The sequence below is a fragment of the Aurantimonas manganoxydans SI85-9A1 genome (assembly GCF_000153465.1).
Classification (GTDB): Bacteria; Pseudomonadota; Alphaproteobacteria; order Rhizobiales; family Rhizobiaceae; genus Aurantimonas; species Aurantimonas manganoxydans.
Genome location: NZ_CH672387.1, coordinates 1888899 through 1905144, shown reverse-complemented (window position 1 = coordinate 1905144; position 16246 = coordinate 1888899). Strand labels below are relative to the sequence as shown.

Sequence of the window (16246 nt, the reverse complement as noted above, 5' to 3'; positions counted from 1 at the left end):
GGGACAAGCCCGAACGTCGAAACCCGAGTTCCGTGTGTGGAATGGAAGCGCCGATACACCAAAAGCCCGCGCGAGGCAACATGGCGGCGGCGTTCAGGGTCGATATGGGGATCGGGGGCGCACGGTACCAGCCCCGTCAGGGACAGGTGGGCACGTCCAGAAGATCGAGGCTCGCAAGGCCGCCGGCCAGGCGGTAGCCGTCGAAGCTGAGCACCATATCGTCCGAGATGCCGTTCTCGTAGAGCGTATAGGCCGTCTCGAAGACCGGCATGCCGTCGGCATCGCTGTCGCTGTCATAGAAGGATTCGCTGATCCGCCAGGAGCGCAGACCCGACAGCTGGCTGGCCGGGGACATATCGGCTGCCATCGGGTCTTCGGCTTCGCCGCGGTCGTCGTCGTCGTCGCGCGTGTCGCCCTCGGCGGTCTCTGATCGCATGTCCGCCGCCGGTGACGTTTCATCCGCGAGCGGCGCGCCTTCCTCCGCATCCTCGGGCTCTGCCCGGTTGTCCGGCGCCGGCCCGATGATCGCGGTCGTGGACAGGCCCTTTTCCGGTGCCGGGTCGCCGTCATAGAGCGGCGACTGCACGATCCGCTCGCCGGCCTCCGCCTTCTCGATCAATGCCAGCGTATGCTGCATCGGAAAGGCCGCCAGCGGCACGCTCACCGAGCGGCTCTCCGGTTCGACGAAGGCGACATGCGTCTCCTCCCCCGTATTGACGGCGGTGCCCCGCACGACCTGTTGCTCTGTGCCGTCGACCAGCGTCCGCGTTTTGAAGGCGAGCGTTCCGTCCGCGAGGTTTTCCAGCGTCTGGGTCTGCTGGTCGGTGACCACCAGTTCCTGCTCCTGTTGGAACCGGGCCACGAAGCGGTAGTCGATGTCGTAGCTGTCGCAGTCCGGCCGCGTGATCTCGACGGCGATCCGCGCCTGGGCGTCGACCAGATCACCACTGCCGTCCATCGCCAGTTCGTAGGAGGCGCGATGCGGTGCGATCGTCGCGGCGGCCGCAAGAGCCGGTCCGGCGACAAGGCCGATCGCGAGAGGGGCTACGAGGCTGGCGCGCATGGCGGGACGATCTTTCACTGGGTCTGCGGATGGGCTACGCCTCTGCGGAACGGCGCGTCCGGAACGGGCTTGCGGCCATCTGGCTGGCACAGCCCCTCCCCGGCGCTCCTATCCGTCGAGCTAAAGGAAGACAACAACATGGCCGATACCATCGCAAGCCGCCTCGAAGCCGCCGGCGTCACCCTCCCCGAAGCGGCGGCGCCCGCCGCCAACTACGTGCCGAGCGTCAGCTATGGCGGGCTGCTGCAGACCTCGGGCCAGTTGCCGCTCGACGGCGGCAAGCTGGCCGTGTCCGGCAAGCTCGGCGCCGGCGTCTCGCTGGAAGACGGCCAGAAGGCCGCGCGGCTGTGCGCCATCAACATCCTCGCCCAGGCGAAATCGGCCGTCTCCGGCGACTGGAGCCGCCTCGGCCGCCTTCTGAAGCTCACCGTCTTCGTCGCCAGCGACGCCGGCTTCACCGAGCAGCACAAGGTCGCCAACGGCGCGTCGGATTTCCTGGTCGAGATCCTCGGCGAGAACGGCCGCCATTCCCGTTCGGCGGTCGGCGTACCGGCGCTGCCGATGGATGCCGCCGTCGAGATCGAAGCCCTGTTCGAGGTCGCCTGACATGGCGGCCTTCGATGGCGCGCTCGGCTGGCTGACCGCGAACCCGATCGCCCATCGCGGGCTCCATGACGGCAACAAGACGGTGGCGGAGAACTCGATTCCCGCCGCCGAAGCAGCGATCGCCGCCGGCTACGCGATCGAATGCGACGTGCAGCTTTCGGCCGACGGCACGCCCTTCATCTTCCATGATCACACGCTGGAACGGCTGACCGGCCGCGAGGCGGACTTTCGCGCGCTTGGCGATGAAGCGATTGCCGGCCTGCGGCTTGCCGGCACAAAGGCCGTCATCCCGACCGTCGCGGACTTTCTTGCGACGGTCGCCGGGCGCGTGCCGGTGGTCATGGAACTGAAGGGCATCGCCCCGGACGTCGATGCGGACTATTTCGCCCGTCTGCAGCCGGTTCTCGAATCCTACCGCGGCGAGCTGGCCCTGATGTCATTCGATCCCTGGCTTATCGACCAGATGCTGGCGGCCCGCCCCGGCCGTCCCATCGGGCTGACCGCGACGGGACACACGCCGGACGCCTTCGCCGCCCATCGGCAGGTGTTCGAACGCGGCTGCGATTTCTCGTCCTATGACATCCACCATGTGCCGAACCCGTTCACCGAATGGGTCCGCGGCAAGGGCGCACCGTTGATCTCCTGGACCGTGCGCACCGAGGCGCAGATCCGCATCAGCCGGGACCATTGCGATCAGATGACCTTCGAAGGCATTGCGCCGCAGCAATGACGCCTTGCGCTGCCGCAGGACCGGCATAAATTCATCGCATGACACGCGAATCCGCCGCCGCCCCGACCACCAGCGAAGAGAGCTTCACGATCCGGGTGGTCGATGGGCTCAGCGCGATCGACGCCGCGCGCTGGGACGCGCTGGCCGTGGAGCCCGCGCCGGCGTCGCCCGCCTCCACCGCGACTCCATCGGGCGTCGCCAACCCCTTCGTATCGCACGACTTTCTCTCCGCGCTGGAGGATAGCGGCTGCGTCGGCGAAGCGACCGGCTGGCTGCCCCAGCACCTGGTACTGGAAGATCCGCAGGGCGCGGCGATCGCAGCCGCCCCGGCCTATCTGAAGGGCCACAGCCAGGGCGAGTATGTCTTCGACCAGGGCTGGGCGGACGCCTTCGAGCGCGCCGGCGGGCGCTATTATCCGAAGCTGCAGATGTCGGTGCCCTTCACCCCGGCCACCGGGCCGCGGCTCCTGGTAGGAACCGCACCCGGCGCGACGATCCGGCGGCAGGCGCTGGCCGAGGGCGCCAGGACCTATGCGGCCCAGACCGGCGTCTCCTCGGTCCACGCCACCTTCCTCAAGCCCGCGGACCGCGACGTCCTGACCGAGGCAGGCTGGCTGCACCGCACCGACCAGCAGTTCCATTTCCGCAATCGCGGCTATGCGACCTACGAGGAGTTTCTGGAGACGCTGGCGTCGCGCAAGCGCAAGGCTTTGCGCAAGGAGCGCCGCGAGGCGCTGGCCAACGACATCTCCATTTCCTGGCTGACCGGCAGCGACCTTACAGAGGCGGCCTGGGACGCCTTCTACGAGTTCTACATGGACACCGGCAGCCGCAAATGGGGCCGGCCCTATCTCAATCGCGCGTTCTTCAGCCTGATCGGCGAGCGCATGGCCGACCAGACGCTGCTTGTCATGGCGTCGCGAAACGGTCGCTACATCGCCGGGGCGCTGAACTTCATCGGCGCCGACACGATCTTCGGGCGCAACTGGGGTTGTATCGAGGACCATCCCTTCCTGCATTTCGAGGTCTGCTACCACCAGGCCATCGACTTCGCGATCGCCCGTGGCCTCGGCCTCGTCGAGGCGGGTGCGCAGGGACAGCACAAGCTGGCCCGCGGCTACGAACCTGTGACCACACATTCGGCGCACTGGATCGCGCATCCGGGCCTGCGCCGTGCCGTCGACGATTACCTGGACGCCGAACGCGCCGAAATCGCCCATGTCAGCGACGTTCTGTCCGAGCATACGCCCTACAAGAAGGGCGGCTGACGGCGGCTCAGCCGTCGACAATCGCGGCAATCTGCCTATCGTCCGGTCTGATTCTGATTGTGAAGGACCGGACACCATGAGCGGCTACGACGACGGCAACATCTTCGCCAAGATCCTGCGTGGCGAGATCCCGAGCCAGAAACTCTACGAGGACGACACGGCGCTGGCGATCATGGACGTGATGCCGGAATCGAAAGGCCATTGCCTCGTCATTCCGAAGGCGCCCTCGCGCAACATTCTCGATGCGGCGGACGAGACGCTCGGCGCGGTCATGCCGGTGGTCGCCAAGCTGGCGCGTGCGGTGAAGAAAGCCTTCGATGCCGATGGCGTCCGCATCGCCCAGTTCAACGAAACCGCCGGCGGGCAGACCGTGTTTCACCTGCATTTCCATGTGCTGCCGGTCTATGCCGGCGTGCCGCTGAAAAAGCACTCCGACGGCATGGCCGATCCGGACATGCTGGCCGAGCACGCGGCCCTGATCCGCGCCGCCCTCGACTGAGTTCGGCCGCCGGGCCCCGCGGCACAACGTGGTAGAACGAAATAGGGCCGCCCCGAGGGACGGCCCTTTCTGTTTCGATCAGCGCGACTTGCGCGGGACCTTGGGAACGGTGCCTGCCCGCTTTGCGGCAGACCCCGTGGAGCCTGCCTCAGGCGCAACGCCCGCCGGCTCGTCGTCCTCGATGTCCGAGCCGTCCGGCGCCACCTTGGCACGCTTCCTGGCTGCGGGCTTCTTGGGCTTCGGCGGCAGTTCGTCGGCAAGGGCTTCCAGATGCAGCGCCCTGGCGCCATCCTCGCCATCGACGACGGACACCTTCACCGTGCCACCGTGCTTCAGCTTGCCGAAGAGCACCTCGTCGGCCAGCGGCTTCTTGATGTGCTCCTGGATCACCCGGCCCAGGGGCCGCGCGCCCATCGCCTCGTCGTAGCCCTTGTCGGCGAGCCACGTGATCGCGTCCTCCGACAGTTCGAAGGTCACGCCGCGTTCGGACAGCTGCGCCTCGAGCTGCATGACGAACTTCTGCACCACCTGGTGGATGACCGGCGTCGGCAGCGGGCCGAACGGGATCGTCGCATCGAGACGGTTGCGGAATTCCGGCGTGAACAGGCGGTTGATCGCCTCCTCGTCGGCCCCGGTGCGCTTGGAGTGACCGAAGCCGATCGTCGCCTTGGCCATCTCCGACGCACCGGCATTGGTCGTCATGATCAGGATGACATTCCGGAAATCGATCTGCTTGCCGTTGTGATCGGTCAGCTTGCCGTGGTCCATCACCTGCAGGAGGATGTTGAACAGATCCGGATGCGCCTTCTCGACCTCGTCCAGCAGCAGCACGCAATGCGGATGCTGGTCGACGCCATCGGTCAGCAGGCCGCCCTGGTCGAAGCCGACATAGCCCGGAGGCGCGCCGATCAGCCGCGAGACGGTGTGCCGCTCCATGTATTCCGACATGTCGAAGCGGAGCAGCTCGACCCCGAGGGCCGCCGCAAGCTGGCGGGCCACCTCGGTCTTGCCGACGCCGGTCGGGCCGGAGAACAGGTAGGAGCCGATCGGCTTGTCCGGCTCGCGCAGGCCGGCACGGGCCAGCTTGATCGCCGAGGCAAGGCTGCCGATAGCGGCATCCTGGCCGTAGACGACCCGCTTGAGCTGGGCGTCGAGATGCTCCAGCACCTCGGCATCGTCCTTGGAGACGGCCTTGGGCGGAATCCGCGCCATGGTGGCGATGGTCGCCTCGATCTCCTTGACGCCGATCTGCTTCTTCCGCTTGCCGGCCGCCAGCAGCATCTGCGACGCACCGGTCTCGTCGATCACGTCGATCGCCTTGTCCGGCAGCTTGCGGTCGTTGATGAAGCGGGCCGACAACTCGACTGCCGACTTGATCGCCTCGTTGGTGTATTTGACCCGGTGGAAATCCTCGAAATAGGGCTTCAGGCCCTTCAGGATCGACACGGCGTCGTCGATGGACGGCTCCTTGACGTCGATCTTCTGGAACCGGCGCACCAGCGCCCGGTCCTTCTCGAAGAACTGCCGGTACTCCTTGTAGGTGGTCGAGCCGATGCAGCGGATCGCCCCGGAGGACAGCGCCGGCTTCAACAGGTTCGACGCGTCCATCGCGCCGCCCGAGGTGGCGCCTGCGCCGATCACCGTGTGGATCTCGTCGATGAACAGGACGGCGCCCGGATATTCCTCGAGCTCCTTCATCACCTGCTTCAGCCGCTCTTCGAAATCGCCGCGATAGCGGGTGCCGGCGAGCAGCGTGCCCATGTCGAGCGCGAAGATCGTCGCGTCGGCCAGGACGTCGGGCACGTCGCCTTCGACGACGCGCTTGGCGAGCCCTTCCGCGATCGCCGTCTTGCCGACGCCCGGATCACCCACATAGAGCGGGTTGTTCTTGGACCGGCGACACAGCACCTGGATCGTGCGGTTGATCTCCTCGGCCCGCCCGATCAGCGGATCGATCTTCCCGTTGCGCGCCTTCTCGTTGAGATTGCTGCAATAGGCCGTGAGCGCATCAGGGGCGTTCTTGCGCTTGCCCTCGTCATCCTGTCCCACTGTCGACTGCTCATCCTCGGCGCCGCGCAGCGGTCTGGTCTCGGAGGCGCCGGGGCGCTTGGAGATTCCGTGCGATATGAAGTTCACCGCATCGTAGCGCGTCATCTCCTGCTCCTGCAGGAAATAAGCAGCATGGCTCTCGCGCTCGGCGAAGATCGCCACGAGCACGTTGGCGCCGGTCACCTCTTCGCGGCCCGACGACTGGACATGGATCACCGCGCGCTGGATCACCCGGTGGAATCCGGCCGTCGGCTTGGAATCCTCGTCATGTCCGGTGACGAGGTTTGAGAGTTCGCTGTCGATGTAGGTCGTCAGATTGCGGCGCAGGATGTCGAGGTCGACACTGCATCCCTGCATCACCGCCGCCGCGTCCTTGTCGTCGAGAAGCGCCAGCAGCAGATGCTCCAGCGTCGCAAATTCCTGTTGCCGGTCGTTTGCGAGCGTCAGGGCAGAGTGCAGCGACTTCTCAAGGCTTTGCGAAAATGTCGGCAAGCTTCACCTCAGTTCTTTTCCATCACGCATTGCAGCGGATGCTGGTGCTGGCGGGCGAAGTCCATGACCTGGGTCACCTTGGTCTCGGCGACCTCGTAGGTGAACACTCCGCATTCGCCAACGCCGTGGTTGTGCACATGCAACATGATTCTGGTGGCTGCCTCGCGGTCCTTCTGGAAGAACCGCTCGAGGACGTGGATGACGAACTCCATCGGAGTGTAATCGTCGTTCAGAAGGAGCACTCTGTAAAGGCTCGGCTTCTGGGTTTTGGGTTTCGTTCGCGTGATGACCTCGGTCCCGCGATCGGGGACCTGATCGTCGTCCTTCCCGGCCTGGGACCGCACGGCAGGAGCGCCGTTGCCGGGAAACGCGTGCATGCTCAATTCAACCACCTTCGTCATCGCTCTGTATGTATGTGCCGTGGCACGGATTTTAAGACGCAACGCGGGCATGACAAAGCATCATCGTGCGGCGTCTCGTCCCTGCCCGCCCCTAGGCACGGCCCGGACATGAAAAAGCCCGGCGGGAGAGCCGGGCTTTTCCTCGTACCGAATATGTGGTACCCGTGGCCGCGGGACAACCGAGGCGCTGATCAGGCAGCCTTGGTCTCGGCGGCCTGCTTGGCGGCAGCGGCCGGCTTGGTTGCCACGGACGTCCCGGCGGCCGACAGCGTCGCGAGCGACTGCTCGAACGGCTTGTAGGTCTCCTTGGCGACGTCGGTGCAGATTTCGCCCATGCGCGTCGCCTGGCTGACCCAGCCCTGATAGGCGGTCTTGGCGTATTCGCTCTGGAGCGCGATGGCCTTGTCCGGCGAACGCACCTGGAAGAGCTTCTCCATGAACTCGGTCTGCTGCTCATAGGCGCGCTTGGCGAATTCGGACGTTTCCGACGCGACCTGCTGGAATCCCCTGGTCATGGCCGACACCGACTTCAGCGCGCTGTCCATCGCGTCCTTCGAGAACTTGCTGGCATCTTCATATGCGTTCATCTGGATTTCCCTCGGATTGGTGGCTTCTGGAAGGACGTCCATTCAGCAGGAAGTGCCGGCTCGACCGGTGCCCTGAGCTGCGCCCCGCCCGAAGATATTGCACTGCACAATAAAATTCAAGCGGAATGCCGCGCCGCACGCTTCCCATACGGAAATTCACCTCACTCCTGCCCGTTTCGATTGGCAGGGTACGAGAAATTTCGATCCGGGATGGGAACGGTCCGGCAACCATAAACCGATTGGTAAGCCCGCCGGCATTAATCTGCGGATCGACACCCGAGGGAGTTGTCTGCTGATATTGCACGGCCTTTCCAAGCGCTGCGACGATATCGACCGGCTTCCTCGCCCATTGCCCGAGCCAGAGAGTTGCTGCGTGCGTAACCCGTTCCCCCGCCTCACCACCGCCGCCAGAACGCTGAGCAGGTTCGCAGGCGTCGTCGCCATCGGCGCCGGCATGCTGCTGTCCGCGGTCGGTCATGTCGAAGCCAACGACAAATATGCCGGCTTCGTGATCGACGCCAACAATGGCCAGGTCCTCTACAACGACCGGGCCGACGAGTACCGCTACCCCGCGTCGCTCACCAAGATGATGACGCTCTACATGACCTTCGACGCGCTGAAGAGCGGTCGGATCTCGATGAGCGACAAAATGCCGGTCTCGGCCTATGCGGCCGCGCGTCCGCCGTCGAAGATCGGCCTGAAGGCCGGCTCGACCCTCACCGTCGAGGAGGCTGTCTATTCGCTGGTCACCAAGTCGGCCAATGACGCGGCCGTGGTGCTGGGCGAGTTCCAGGCCGGCTCCGAATCGGCCTTTGCCGCCCGCATGACCGCCAAGGCGCGTCAGATCGGCATGCCGAAGACCACCTTCCGCAATGCCAACGGCCTGCCGGATTCCGAGCAGAAGACCACGGCCCGGGACATGGCGACCCTCGGCATCGCCCTGCGCGAGCATTTTCCGGAATATTACAAGATCTTCTCGACCCGCTCCTACAGCTTCCGTGGCCGCCGGCTCGGCAACCACAACCGGGTCCTGGGCCGGGTGAAGGGCGTCGACGGCATCAAGACCGGCTACATCAACGCCTCTGGCTTCAACCTCGTCACCTCGATCGAACGGGACGGCAAGAGCCTCGTCGCCGTGGTCATGGGCGGTCGCTCCGGTCGTTCGCGCGACGATCACATGGTCGAGTTGCTTACGCGCTATCTGCCGAAGGCCAGCACCCGCGATGCCGGCATGTTGCTCGCCGCCCGCTCGGCCAGCCCGGCCATCGTCGCCGCGCTTCCCAAGCAGGGCCCGGTTCCCGATTCCCGCCCGGCCATGACCGAGATCGACCAGCGCATCGCAATGGCCTACGGCTCCGAGGCCGCCCCGGCCGTGGCCCGCATGGTCCAGCCGCAGTCGCGTCCGATCGTCGGCCGTGACGCCCTGAAGGCGGCTCTCGTCGCCGAGCGTCCGTCTGTGCGCATGCCGATCCCGGCCGCCAGCCGCGTGCCCAGCGCCGGCGTCCGCCTGCCGCCGGCAGCCGTCCCGGGTGGCCGCGATCTCGATCCCTCGACGACCGGTGCAATAAAGGTTGCCAGCGTCTCGCAGACCGTTCGCACGCCGACCTCCCCCTGGGTGGTCCAAATCGCCGCCACGCCGGAAGCCGATGCCGCCATGGAGATGCTGGCCACCGCCAAGCGCAAGGTCGGCGGCGAGCTGGCGGATGCCGAGCCCTTCACCGAGACGGTGAAGAGCGGTTCGCAGACGCTCTACCGCGCCCGCTTCGCCGGATTTGCCAGCAAGGACCAGGCCTGGTCGGCCTGTGCCGCGCTCAAGCGCAGCTCGTACAGCTGCTACGCCGTCGCCAACTGACACCGGTCCGGCGGCCCTTGTTCCGGGCCGCCGACCTCCTTGTCGCCGCCGTGCGACCGACCAGCCCGTCCGTTCAGACGGACCCTAAGATGTATCGCGTAGGAAGGGTTCCAGCATGACGACCGAGCACCAGGCAGCCAGCTTCGCCAACACGCTCGCCTTCGCCGGCAGCGCGCGGGCCGCCAATCCCCACCCGCTGCAGCAGGCCGCACTGCGCCTCGGCGAAGCCCGCGACGGCCGTTCGCGGCTGAAGGCAAAGGATCTCGTGGGGCTGCTTCTGTCCCATGGCGCCCGCGCCTGGCGGGCCTCCCAGCCGATCGCCTACACGCGGATCAGGACCATCGCGCCCGAGGGGCACACGGCGATCCACATGCGCTTCGGCTGAAGACGGACGATCGGAGCATCAGGCGACAGCTCGGTTTCGGGGGCGCCTCAGAACAGTCCGAGCTCGATGAGCTCGCGCTGCATGTCCACCGGCAGATCGCCCTCGGCCGCATCTCCGGTTCCGATGTCCCGGGGCACGTCGTCGGGCGTCAGGTAGCGCCAGCCCTGAAACGGGCGGCGCGGCTGGCGGGCGGTCCGCACGAAAGTCGGCTCCAGAACGAGCCGGCAACGCCCGACGCCTTCGGCATCCTTGAACGGTGTGACGGCGACGAGCGGCTGCCGGACCTGGATCTGGCCCTTGATCACCCAGTAGAGCGACCCGCCATCGAGCAGTTCGTCCACCCGCTTGGGAACCATGCGCGTCACATGCGCCTGTTCGGCAGGCCGCCCCTGAAGACGCGCCGCATCGAGACGCGCGGCGACATGCTCCTCGAGTTCCTCGACGCTGCCGATTCCGACGCACAGCTTGATCAGATGCAAAGGCATGGGTGCTTCTCGAAGCAAACGGCCCACCGCGTCAAGCCGGATCGGGCGTCCACACCTGCGACCTCGGGCCGCCGCGGGACGGATTCCGGGCGAGACGCCGACACGCCACACCCCGCCCGGCGGTGCCGAACGAAAGCGTCGGCAAGGCCAAAGACGGCCCGGCACTGACGTGCCGAAGCGAAGCGGAACGGATCTGTCGGGAAAAGGTCTGCGTCGGTGGGCGCCTGGCGCCGACCGGTTCGGTCAGCTGGCGGCGATGGCGACGGTCTCGGGAACCGTGAAGAGGAAACCGAGAACGAGGAGCGTAGAGAAGATCGCGACCGTCCATACGGTCACGCCCCAGCACGACTTGCGCACGCTGTCATCCATGTAACTGAATATCCTGAATCGAGATGGCTTGCGAACCGGTCATGACCCCCGTCCAGCGGCTGCAGCTCTTAAATATCCGTTAAGCGATGACGCCACAAGGCGGGTGCGATGCATATTTCCTCATGGCTGCTATGTTCCACGGCAACCTTGTCCCGGACTGAAGCCGGCGTGTGGCGCGCCATCTGGCCTGCGTCCCGTTGCCGCGCTATGAAAACCTCATGGAAATCCGGCCCTAACCGCGGAGGGCCAAGCGGGGCGAGGCATTGTGACAATCGATACGGGGGACGGCGCCGCACTCGCATTCTTTCTGGCGGTGTGGCTCGTCTACAATATCGTGACGGAGCACGGGCCGCTGGCGGCCCGCGGCCTGTCCCAGGCGATGAACCGGCAGCGCGAATGCTGGATGCAGGTGATGCTGCTGCGCGATCTGCGGATGATCGATACGGCGATCATGGCCGGGCTCCAGCAGGGCACCGCCTTCTTCGCCTCCGCCTGCATCTTCGCCATCGGCGGTTGCTTCGCCCTGTTCAGCTCGGCCGACCAGATTGCCACCATCTCCGCCGAACTGCCCTTCCATGCCCGGCTCGACCGTGCGCTGGTGGAGATCAAGCTGCTCGGCCTCGTGACGATCTTCGCCTATGCCTTCTTCAAGTTCGGCTGGGCCTACCGGCTGTTCAACTATTGCTCGATCCTGATCGGCGCGATTCCCATGCGCGCGGAAGCCGATCTCGACCCGGACGCCGCGGAGCGGGCCCTCGCCAAGGCCACGCGGCTGAACCAGCTCGCCGGCAAGCACTTCAACTCCGGACTGCGCGCGGTCTTCTTCGCCATCGCCTATCTCGGCTGGTTTCTCGGCCCGACGGCTCTCGTCGCCGCGACGATCCTTGTCGTGGTGATTCTCGCCCACCGGCAGTTCATGTCGAACGCCCGCCGGGCGTTGTTGGATTAAGCGGACCGCTGCCGCCTCAGGGCGCCGGAAACAGCGCGTCGGTGCGTCCGCTCAGGCGGTAGGCGACGAGCCCCAGATATTCGCGAATGGCGAAGTGGACCTTTTCCAGGTTGCGGGTCGTCGTGCTGGAGGGTCGCCACAGCGCCGGCCCCGACGGCGTGCGGTAATCGACCGGATAGGGGACGATGTCGAAGCCGGCGACGCGGAAGCAGCCGACGGCACGCGGCATGTGCGACGCCGAGGTGACCAGCACCCACACCTCGCCCGGCTTCGGCTGCGCAAGCTCCTTGGCGAAGACGGCGTTCTCGAAGGTGTCGCGCGCCCGCCCGTCGAGAAGTAGGCGGTCCGGCGCGAGCCCCAGCCCCCTGTAGAGCGCCTCGGCGGCCTCGGTCTCGGGAATGTCCTCTTCCAGAAGCGCCGCGACGCCGCCGCTGAACAGCAGCTTCGCCTTCGGATAGCGCTGTGCCAGTTCCATGCCCGCCGTAACCCGGTCGGCAGCGTCATTCAGCTCGTTCATGCCCCGCGTGCGCGCCACCCGCGTGTCGAAGGCTCCGCCGAGGACGATGATCCCGTCGATCGCCGGCGGCAGGTCGGGACGGGGAAACCGGTCCTCCAGCACCGCCGTCATCACGAGGCCCAGCGGCGTCAGGCTGCACACCGCCAGCGTCGCTGTCGCCAGCACAAACAGACCTGCCGCGATTCGTGGCCGGCCGAGCCAGCCGGCCAAAAGCCCGAGAATGGCGACAAGCAGGATGGCCGCCAGCGGCTGCAGCACGAACCAGCCGATCTTGGCGGCATAGAAGAACAATGGCGGGCCCTCTCCGGTCAGCTCTGATCCTGGCGCGCGGGCACCGGCGCGTCCTCGGGCGGCTCCGTCTGCACGACGACCGGCGTGCGCATGAGGATCTCTCGATGCGGAAACGGGATGGCGATGCCGTTCGCCTTGAAGGCATCCCACAGCGCCAGCAGCACGTCACCCCTGACATTGGTGAGGCCGGCCTGCGGATCGCGGATCCAGAACCGCACGACGAAGTCGATCGACGACGCCCCGAAGCCGGTCATCCAGCAGACCGCCGGCTTGTGGGACACCACGCGATTGCAGCTCTCCGCGGCCTCCTTGGCGATCTGGATCACCGCATGCGGATCGCTGTCATAGGCGACGCCGAACTCCACATCGATCCGCACCAGGTCGTTCGAAAACGACCAGTTGATCACCTGGTTGGTGATGAAGTCCTCGTTCGGGATCAGATATTCGCGGCCGTCGCGGGTCACCACCGAGACGAAGCGCGCCCGCAATTCGCGGATCCAGCCGAAGGTATCGTCCAGCGAGATCGTATCGCCCGGCTTGATCGAGCGATCGAGGAGAATGATGATTCCCGAGATGAAGTTCGAGACGACCTTCTGCAGGCCGAAGCCAAGCCCGACGCCGATGGCACCCGACAGAACGGTCAGCGCTGTCAGGTCGACGCCGATCGAGGCAAGCGCGATGGCCAGCGCCACCAGGATGAGGCCGATCTTCAGGAACTTGCCGATCAGCACCCTGAGGGTCGGCGTCAATTCCTGATTGCGCTGGACGCGGGTGTCGAGAAAGTTGCCGGCGACCGAGGCGAGCCACAGCGTGATGCCGATCACCGCGATCGCCTTGATCACCAGCAGCGCCGAGATCCGGCTCTGGCCGACGGTGATCGCCGAATCCTCCAGGACAGTGGCCACAGGTTCCAGAAGGTCGAGGATCGAGAGCCCGGCGAGTATCGAGGCGACAATGGTGATCAGCCGGGCCAGGAGCCGGTTGCGCACGATGCGCGAGGCGACGGCGATCACCAGATAGGCCAGCGACAGGTCGAAGATGACGGCGATGATCTGCGAGCGCGGCCCGCCGGCCGCCATATCGATCCGGGTGGCCAGCCACAGAAGCAGCACGAAGAAGATCAACCCCATGCGGCGGCGCACGGCGGCGACCAGCCGCAGAATCCGGGGCGCGCCCTTGATCCTGCGGGCTTGAACCTCGATCGGTTCGCGGGTCAGGCGATCAAGCACCCAGGCAAGGCCGAGGCAGGCGACGACGACGGCGATCTGGAACAGCGATGACGGCTCGTAGAAGAAGCCGAGCGCATCGCCCGCCCAGTCGGCGAGCGACGCGCCAGTCCGCCGCAGCGCCGCCTCATCCATCAGGCGCGGTCCCAGTGGGGTGCGAAGGAGGGATCGATCAGGCGTTTGCGCTGCAGGGTCAGCTGGTTCAGCGCCGTCCGCTCGGTCTCGGTCAGCTCGAAATCGAAGATGTCGAGATTCTCGCTGAGCCGCTCCGGCGTGCTCGTGCGCGGGATCGCGCCGACGATGTCCTGCTCGACCTCCCAGCGCAAGACGATCTGTGCGGGGCTCTTGCCGTGGGCCTTTGCCGCTTCGGTGATGACCGGATCGGCCAGCAGTTCGCCGCCCTTGCCGATCGGCGAATAGGCGATCATCGCCATGTCGTGGCGGCGGCAGGCCGCGAGGATGTTCTCCTGGCTGAGATAGGGATGATACTCCACCTGATTGCAGACCAGCGGCGCCGAGGACATGGCGGCCGCCTCGTCCACCATCGCGCTGGTGAAATTGGCGACGCCGATATGGCGAGTGAGCCCCTCGCCGATCGTCGCGTTCAGCGCACCGATCGATTCTTCCAGCGGCACGTCGGTGTTGGGCCAATGAATCAGCAGGAGGTCGACCGGACCCTGACCGATCGCGTCCACCGCCGCCCGGGCGCTGTCCATCAGCTTGTCCTCGGCGATATCCGTCCACCAGATCTTGGAGGTCACAAACAGCTCCTCGCGGGCGATCCCGCTGGCCGCGATGCCGGCGCCGACCTCCTTTTCGTTCCCGTACATGCGGGCGGTATCGATATGGCGGTAACCGGCATCGATGGCCTTTGCCACCATATCGACGCAAGTCTGGCCTTCGAGTGTAAATGTGCCAAATCCGATTGCGGGGATGCGGGCTCCGCCTGCCTCGATGATCTTCATGAACTGCCTTTCCGGATTGCGGCGTGCCGGGTCGCTCCGGCCGCTGTCCGTCCTGAAAGATAGGCGGACGGCTAGTGTGTCCAGCGTCAAGGAATGCGCGTGAGCCAGATAGACAACCCGCCCGTCAGCCGCGGGCGCATCGACATCATCGACATCGCACGCGCCGTCGCGCTGTTCGCGATGGTGATCTACCACTTCACCTGGGATCTGGAGTTCTTCAATTATGTCGAGCGCGGGCTGACGGGCCATGGCGGCTGGCGCATCTTCGCGCGCGCCATCGCATCGTCCTTCCTGTTCCTGGTCGGCGTCAGCCTGGTGCTGGCCAATGGCCGCGGCATTCGCTGGCAGCCCGTCGGCAAGCGCCTGCTGCAGGTCGTGGCCGGCGCGCTCGCCATCACCGTGGCAACGTACTTCGCGACACCCAACAGCTTCGTCTATTTCGGCATCCTGCACCACATCGCGGTCGCCAGCGTGCTGGGCCTGCTTTTCCTGCGGTTGCCCTGGTTCGTCACGGCGGCGCTGGCCATCGCGGTCGTTGCCCTGCGCAGCTTCGTCGCGACGCCGCTGCTCGATCCGAAATGGCTCAACTGGATCGGCCTGTTCCAGACCCCGCCGCTCTCCAACGACTTCGTGCCGATGTTCCCGTTCTTCGGTGCGGTGCTCGCCGGGATCGCCGCCGCGCGGCTGGCCGTCGACCACGGTTGGGTGGCGCGCATGCGCACGTGGAATCCGGGTCTGGCGCCGTTTTCGCCGCTGGCTGCGATCGGACGCCACTCGCTGCTGTTCTACCTCTTGCACCAGCCGATCCTGTTCGGGCTGGTCTTCGTCTTCGCCCAGATCGCGCCGGCCGATCGCACCGCGGTCTTCCGTGCCGACTGCCAGCGCTCCTGCATCGCCGAGCGCGACGCGGCCTTTTGCGAACGCTATTGCGGCTGCGCCGAACGCGAATTGCAGCGTCGGGACCTGTTCGATGTGTTGATGGGCGGCGATCCGAGCGAGACGCAGATGACGGCCATCCGCGACGTGACCCGCGAGTGTTCGTTCCGGTCGGAGTGACCGGAGGCACAATCAGCCGGTTCGCACGCTCTGGCCGACGCCCAGCTCGGCCATGCGGGTAAGGCAGGCTTCCTCGGCGGCGTCGAGCTCGCGCAGCAGGTCCTCGATGTCGCGGCGCTTCTGCTCGAGCTCGCGCCGCTTGTCGCTGACCCGCCCGATGATCGCCTTGAGCTGGCCCGCCTCACCGGGCGGGCTCTTGTACATGCTCATGATTTCGCGGATTTCCGCGATTGAGAAGCCGAGGCGCTTGCCGCGCAGGATGTTCTTCAGGAGCTGGCGGTCGGAATGCCGGAAGAGCCGGGTACGCCCGCGACGGATCGGCGCCAGCAGCCCCTCGTCCTCGTAGAAGCGGATCGTCCGCGTCGAAATGCCGAACTCACGGGTGAGCTCCGTGATCGTGTAATAGTCTCGCATTCGACGTTCCGTATCCCTCGGTCGGCGCCCCCAGGGTGATGC

19 protein-coding genes are annotated in these 16246 nt (G+C 66.0%); 8 read left to right on the top strand and 11 right to left on the bottom strand.

Annotation, left to right across the window (positions count from 1 at the left end; all coding sequences use genetic code 11):
• Window positions 1–136 precede the first annotated feature (136 nt).
• On the bottom strand, window positions 137–1063 hold the full coding sequence (locus tag SI859A1_RS20320) for an EipB family protein (RefSeq protein WP_050767492.1): 927 nt from the start codon (window positions 1061–1063) through the stop codon (window positions 137–139).
• Window positions 1064–1201: 138 nt separating this feature from the next.
• Here SI859A1_RS20320 and SI859A1_RS09005 point away from each other — a divergent pair, with 138 nt between their 5' ends.
• The 4 genes from SI859A1_RS09005 to SI859A1_RS08990 all read left to right on the top strand — a co-directional run bounded on the left by SI859A1_RS09005 (window position 1202) and on the right by SI859A1_RS08990 (window position 4166).
• A complete protein-coding gene (locus SI859A1_RS09005) occupies window positions 1202–1669 on the top strand; it encodes a RidA family protein (RefSeq protein ID WP_009209478.1) in 468 nt (155 codons plus the stop codon).
• Between the two features lies 1 nt (window position 1670).
• Complete coding sequence (locus SI859A1_RS09000; protein ID WP_009209477.1) at window positions 1671–2399, top strand: glycerophosphodiester phosphodiesterase family protein; 729 nt, start codon at window positions 1671–1673, stop codon at window positions 2397–2399.
• 38 nt (window positions 2400–2437) lie between these two features.
• Complete coding sequence (locus SI859A1_RS08995; protein WP_009209476.1) at window positions 2438–3667, top strand: GNAT family N-acetyltransferase; 1230 nt, start codon at window positions 2438–2440, stop codon at window positions 3665–3667.
• 76 nt (window positions 3668–3743) lie between these two features.
• A complete protein-coding gene (locus SI859A1_RS08990; RefSeq protein ID WP_009209475.1) occupies window positions 3744–4166 on the top strand; it encodes an HIT family protein in 423 nt (140 codons plus the stop codon).
• Window positions 4167–4244: 78 nt separating this feature from the next.
• On the opposite strand, the gene clpA is transcribed toward SI859A1_RS08990, so the two are convergent.
• The 4 genes from clpA to SI859A1_RS21425 form a co-directional block, all read right to left on the bottom strand.
• Window positions 4245–6707 carry an ATP-dependent Clp protease ATP-binding subunit ClpA gene (gene clpA / locus SI859A1_RS08985; RefSeq protein WP_009209474.1) on the bottom strand — a complete coding sequence of 821 codons (2463 nt, stop codon included), beginning with the start codon at window positions 6705–6707 and terminating at the stop codon, window positions 4245–4247.
• Window positions 6708–6715: 8 nt separating this feature from the next.
• On the bottom strand, window positions 6716–7084 hold the full coding sequence (gene clpS, locus SI859A1_RS08980) for an ATP-dependent Clp protease adapter ClpS (RefSeq protein WP_009209473.1): 369 nt from the start codon (window positions 7082–7084) through the stop codon (window positions 6716–6718).
• Window positions 7085–7299: 215 nt separating this feature from the next.
• Entirely contained in the window at window positions 7300–7695 is a 396-nt protein-coding gene (locus tag SI859A1_RS08975; RefSeq protein WP_040325611.1) for a phasin family protein, read from the bottom strand.
• Window positions 7682–8173, bottom strand: coding sequence for a hypothetical protein (locus SI859A1_RS21425; protein ID WP_148233786.1), 492 nt, complete (start codon window positions 8171–8173; stop codon window positions 7682–7684). Before SI859A1_RS21425 ends, SI859A1_RS08975 begins: the two co-directional genes overlap by 14 nt.
• Here SI859A1_RS21425 and SI859A1_RS08970 point away from each other — a divergent pair.
• Both SI859A1_RS08970 and SI859A1_RS21420 read left to right on the top strand, forming a co-directional pair.
• Window positions 8150–9547: a D-alanyl-D-alanine carboxypeptidase gene (locus tag SI859A1_RS08970; protein WP_148233785.1), complete on the top strand. Its 1398-nt coding sequence runs from the start codon at window positions 8150–8152 to the stop codon at window positions 9545–9547. The genes SI859A1_RS21425 and SI859A1_RS08970 overlap by 24 nt on opposite strands.
• A gap of 115 nt (window positions 9548–9662) precedes the next feature.
• Entirely contained in the window at window positions 9663–9932 is a 270-nt protein-coding gene (locus tag SI859A1_RS21420) for a hypothetical protein (protein ID WP_050767491.1), read from the top strand.
• 47 nt (window positions 9933–9979) lie between these two features.
• Here SI859A1_RS21420 and SI859A1_RS08960 read toward each other — a convergent pair whose 3' ends face one another.
• Together SI859A1_RS08960 and SI859A1_RS22280 are read right to left on the bottom strand one after the other, a co-directional pair.
• Window positions 9980–10417 (bottom strand): DUF1489 family protein, encoded by a 438-nt coding sequence (locus SI859A1_RS08960; RefSeq protein WP_009209470.1) that lies wholly within the window; start codon window positions 10415–10417, stop codon window positions 9980–9982.
• 243 nt (window positions 10418–10660) lie between these two features.
• Window positions 10661–10786: a hypothetical protein gene (locus tag SI859A1_RS22280; RefSeq protein WP_266102132.1), complete on the bottom strand. Its 126-nt coding sequence runs from the start codon at window positions 10784–10786 to the stop codon at window positions 10661–10663.
• 265 nt (window positions 10787–11051) lie between these two features.
• Here SI859A1_RS22280 and SI859A1_RS08955 point away from each other — a divergent pair, with 265 nt between their 5' ends.
• Window positions 11052–11735: a DUF599 domain-containing protein gene (locus tag SI859A1_RS08955; protein WP_148233784.1), complete on the top strand. Its 684-nt coding sequence runs from the start codon at window positions 11052–11054 to the stop codon at window positions 11733–11735.
• A gap of 16 nt (window positions 11736–11751) precedes the next feature.
• Here SI859A1_RS08955 and SI859A1_RS08950 read toward each other — a convergent pair whose 3' ends face one another.
• From SI859A1_RS08950 to SI859A1_RS08940, 3 genes are read right to left on the bottom strand one after another with little or no spacing between them, the layout of a single operon-like run.
• The gene (locus tag SI859A1_RS08950) at window positions 11752–12543 is read right to left on the bottom strand and encodes a YdcF family protein (protein ID WP_009209467.1); all 792 of its coding nucleotides are present in this window, start codon (window positions 12541–12543) and stop codon (window positions 11752–11754) included.
• Between the two features lie 17 nt (window positions 12544–12560).
• Window positions 12561–13904 (bottom strand): mechanosensitive ion channel family protein, encoded by a 1344-nt coding sequence (locus SI859A1_RS08945; RefSeq protein ID WP_009209466.1) that lies wholly within the window; start codon window positions 13902–13904, stop codon window positions 12561–12563.
• A complete protein-coding gene (locus SI859A1_RS08940) occupies window positions 13904–14734 on the bottom strand; it encodes an aldo/keto reductase (RefSeq protein ID WP_009209465.1) in 831 nt (276 codons plus the stop codon). Before SI859A1_RS08940 ends, SI859A1_RS08945 begins: the two co-directional genes overlap by 1 nt.
• Before the next feature lie 93 nt (window positions 14735–14827).
• Between SI859A1_RS08940 and SI859A1_RS08935 the strand changes: the two genes are divergently transcribed.
• A complete protein-coding gene (locus SI859A1_RS08935; RefSeq protein ID WP_009209464.1) occupies window positions 14828–15790 on the top strand; it encodes a heparan-alpha-glucosaminide N-acetyltransferase in 963 nt (320 codons plus the stop codon).
• A gap of 12 nt (window positions 15791–15802) precedes the next feature.
• Here SI859A1_RS08935 and SI859A1_RS08930 read toward each other — a convergent pair whose 3' ends face one another.
• Window positions 15803–16204 (bottom strand): MerR family transcriptional regulator, encoded by a 402-nt coding sequence (locus SI859A1_RS08930; protein WP_009209463.1) that lies wholly within the window; start codon window positions 16202–16204, stop codon window positions 15803–15805.
• Between the last annotated feature and the right edge of the window lie 42 nt (window positions 16205–16246).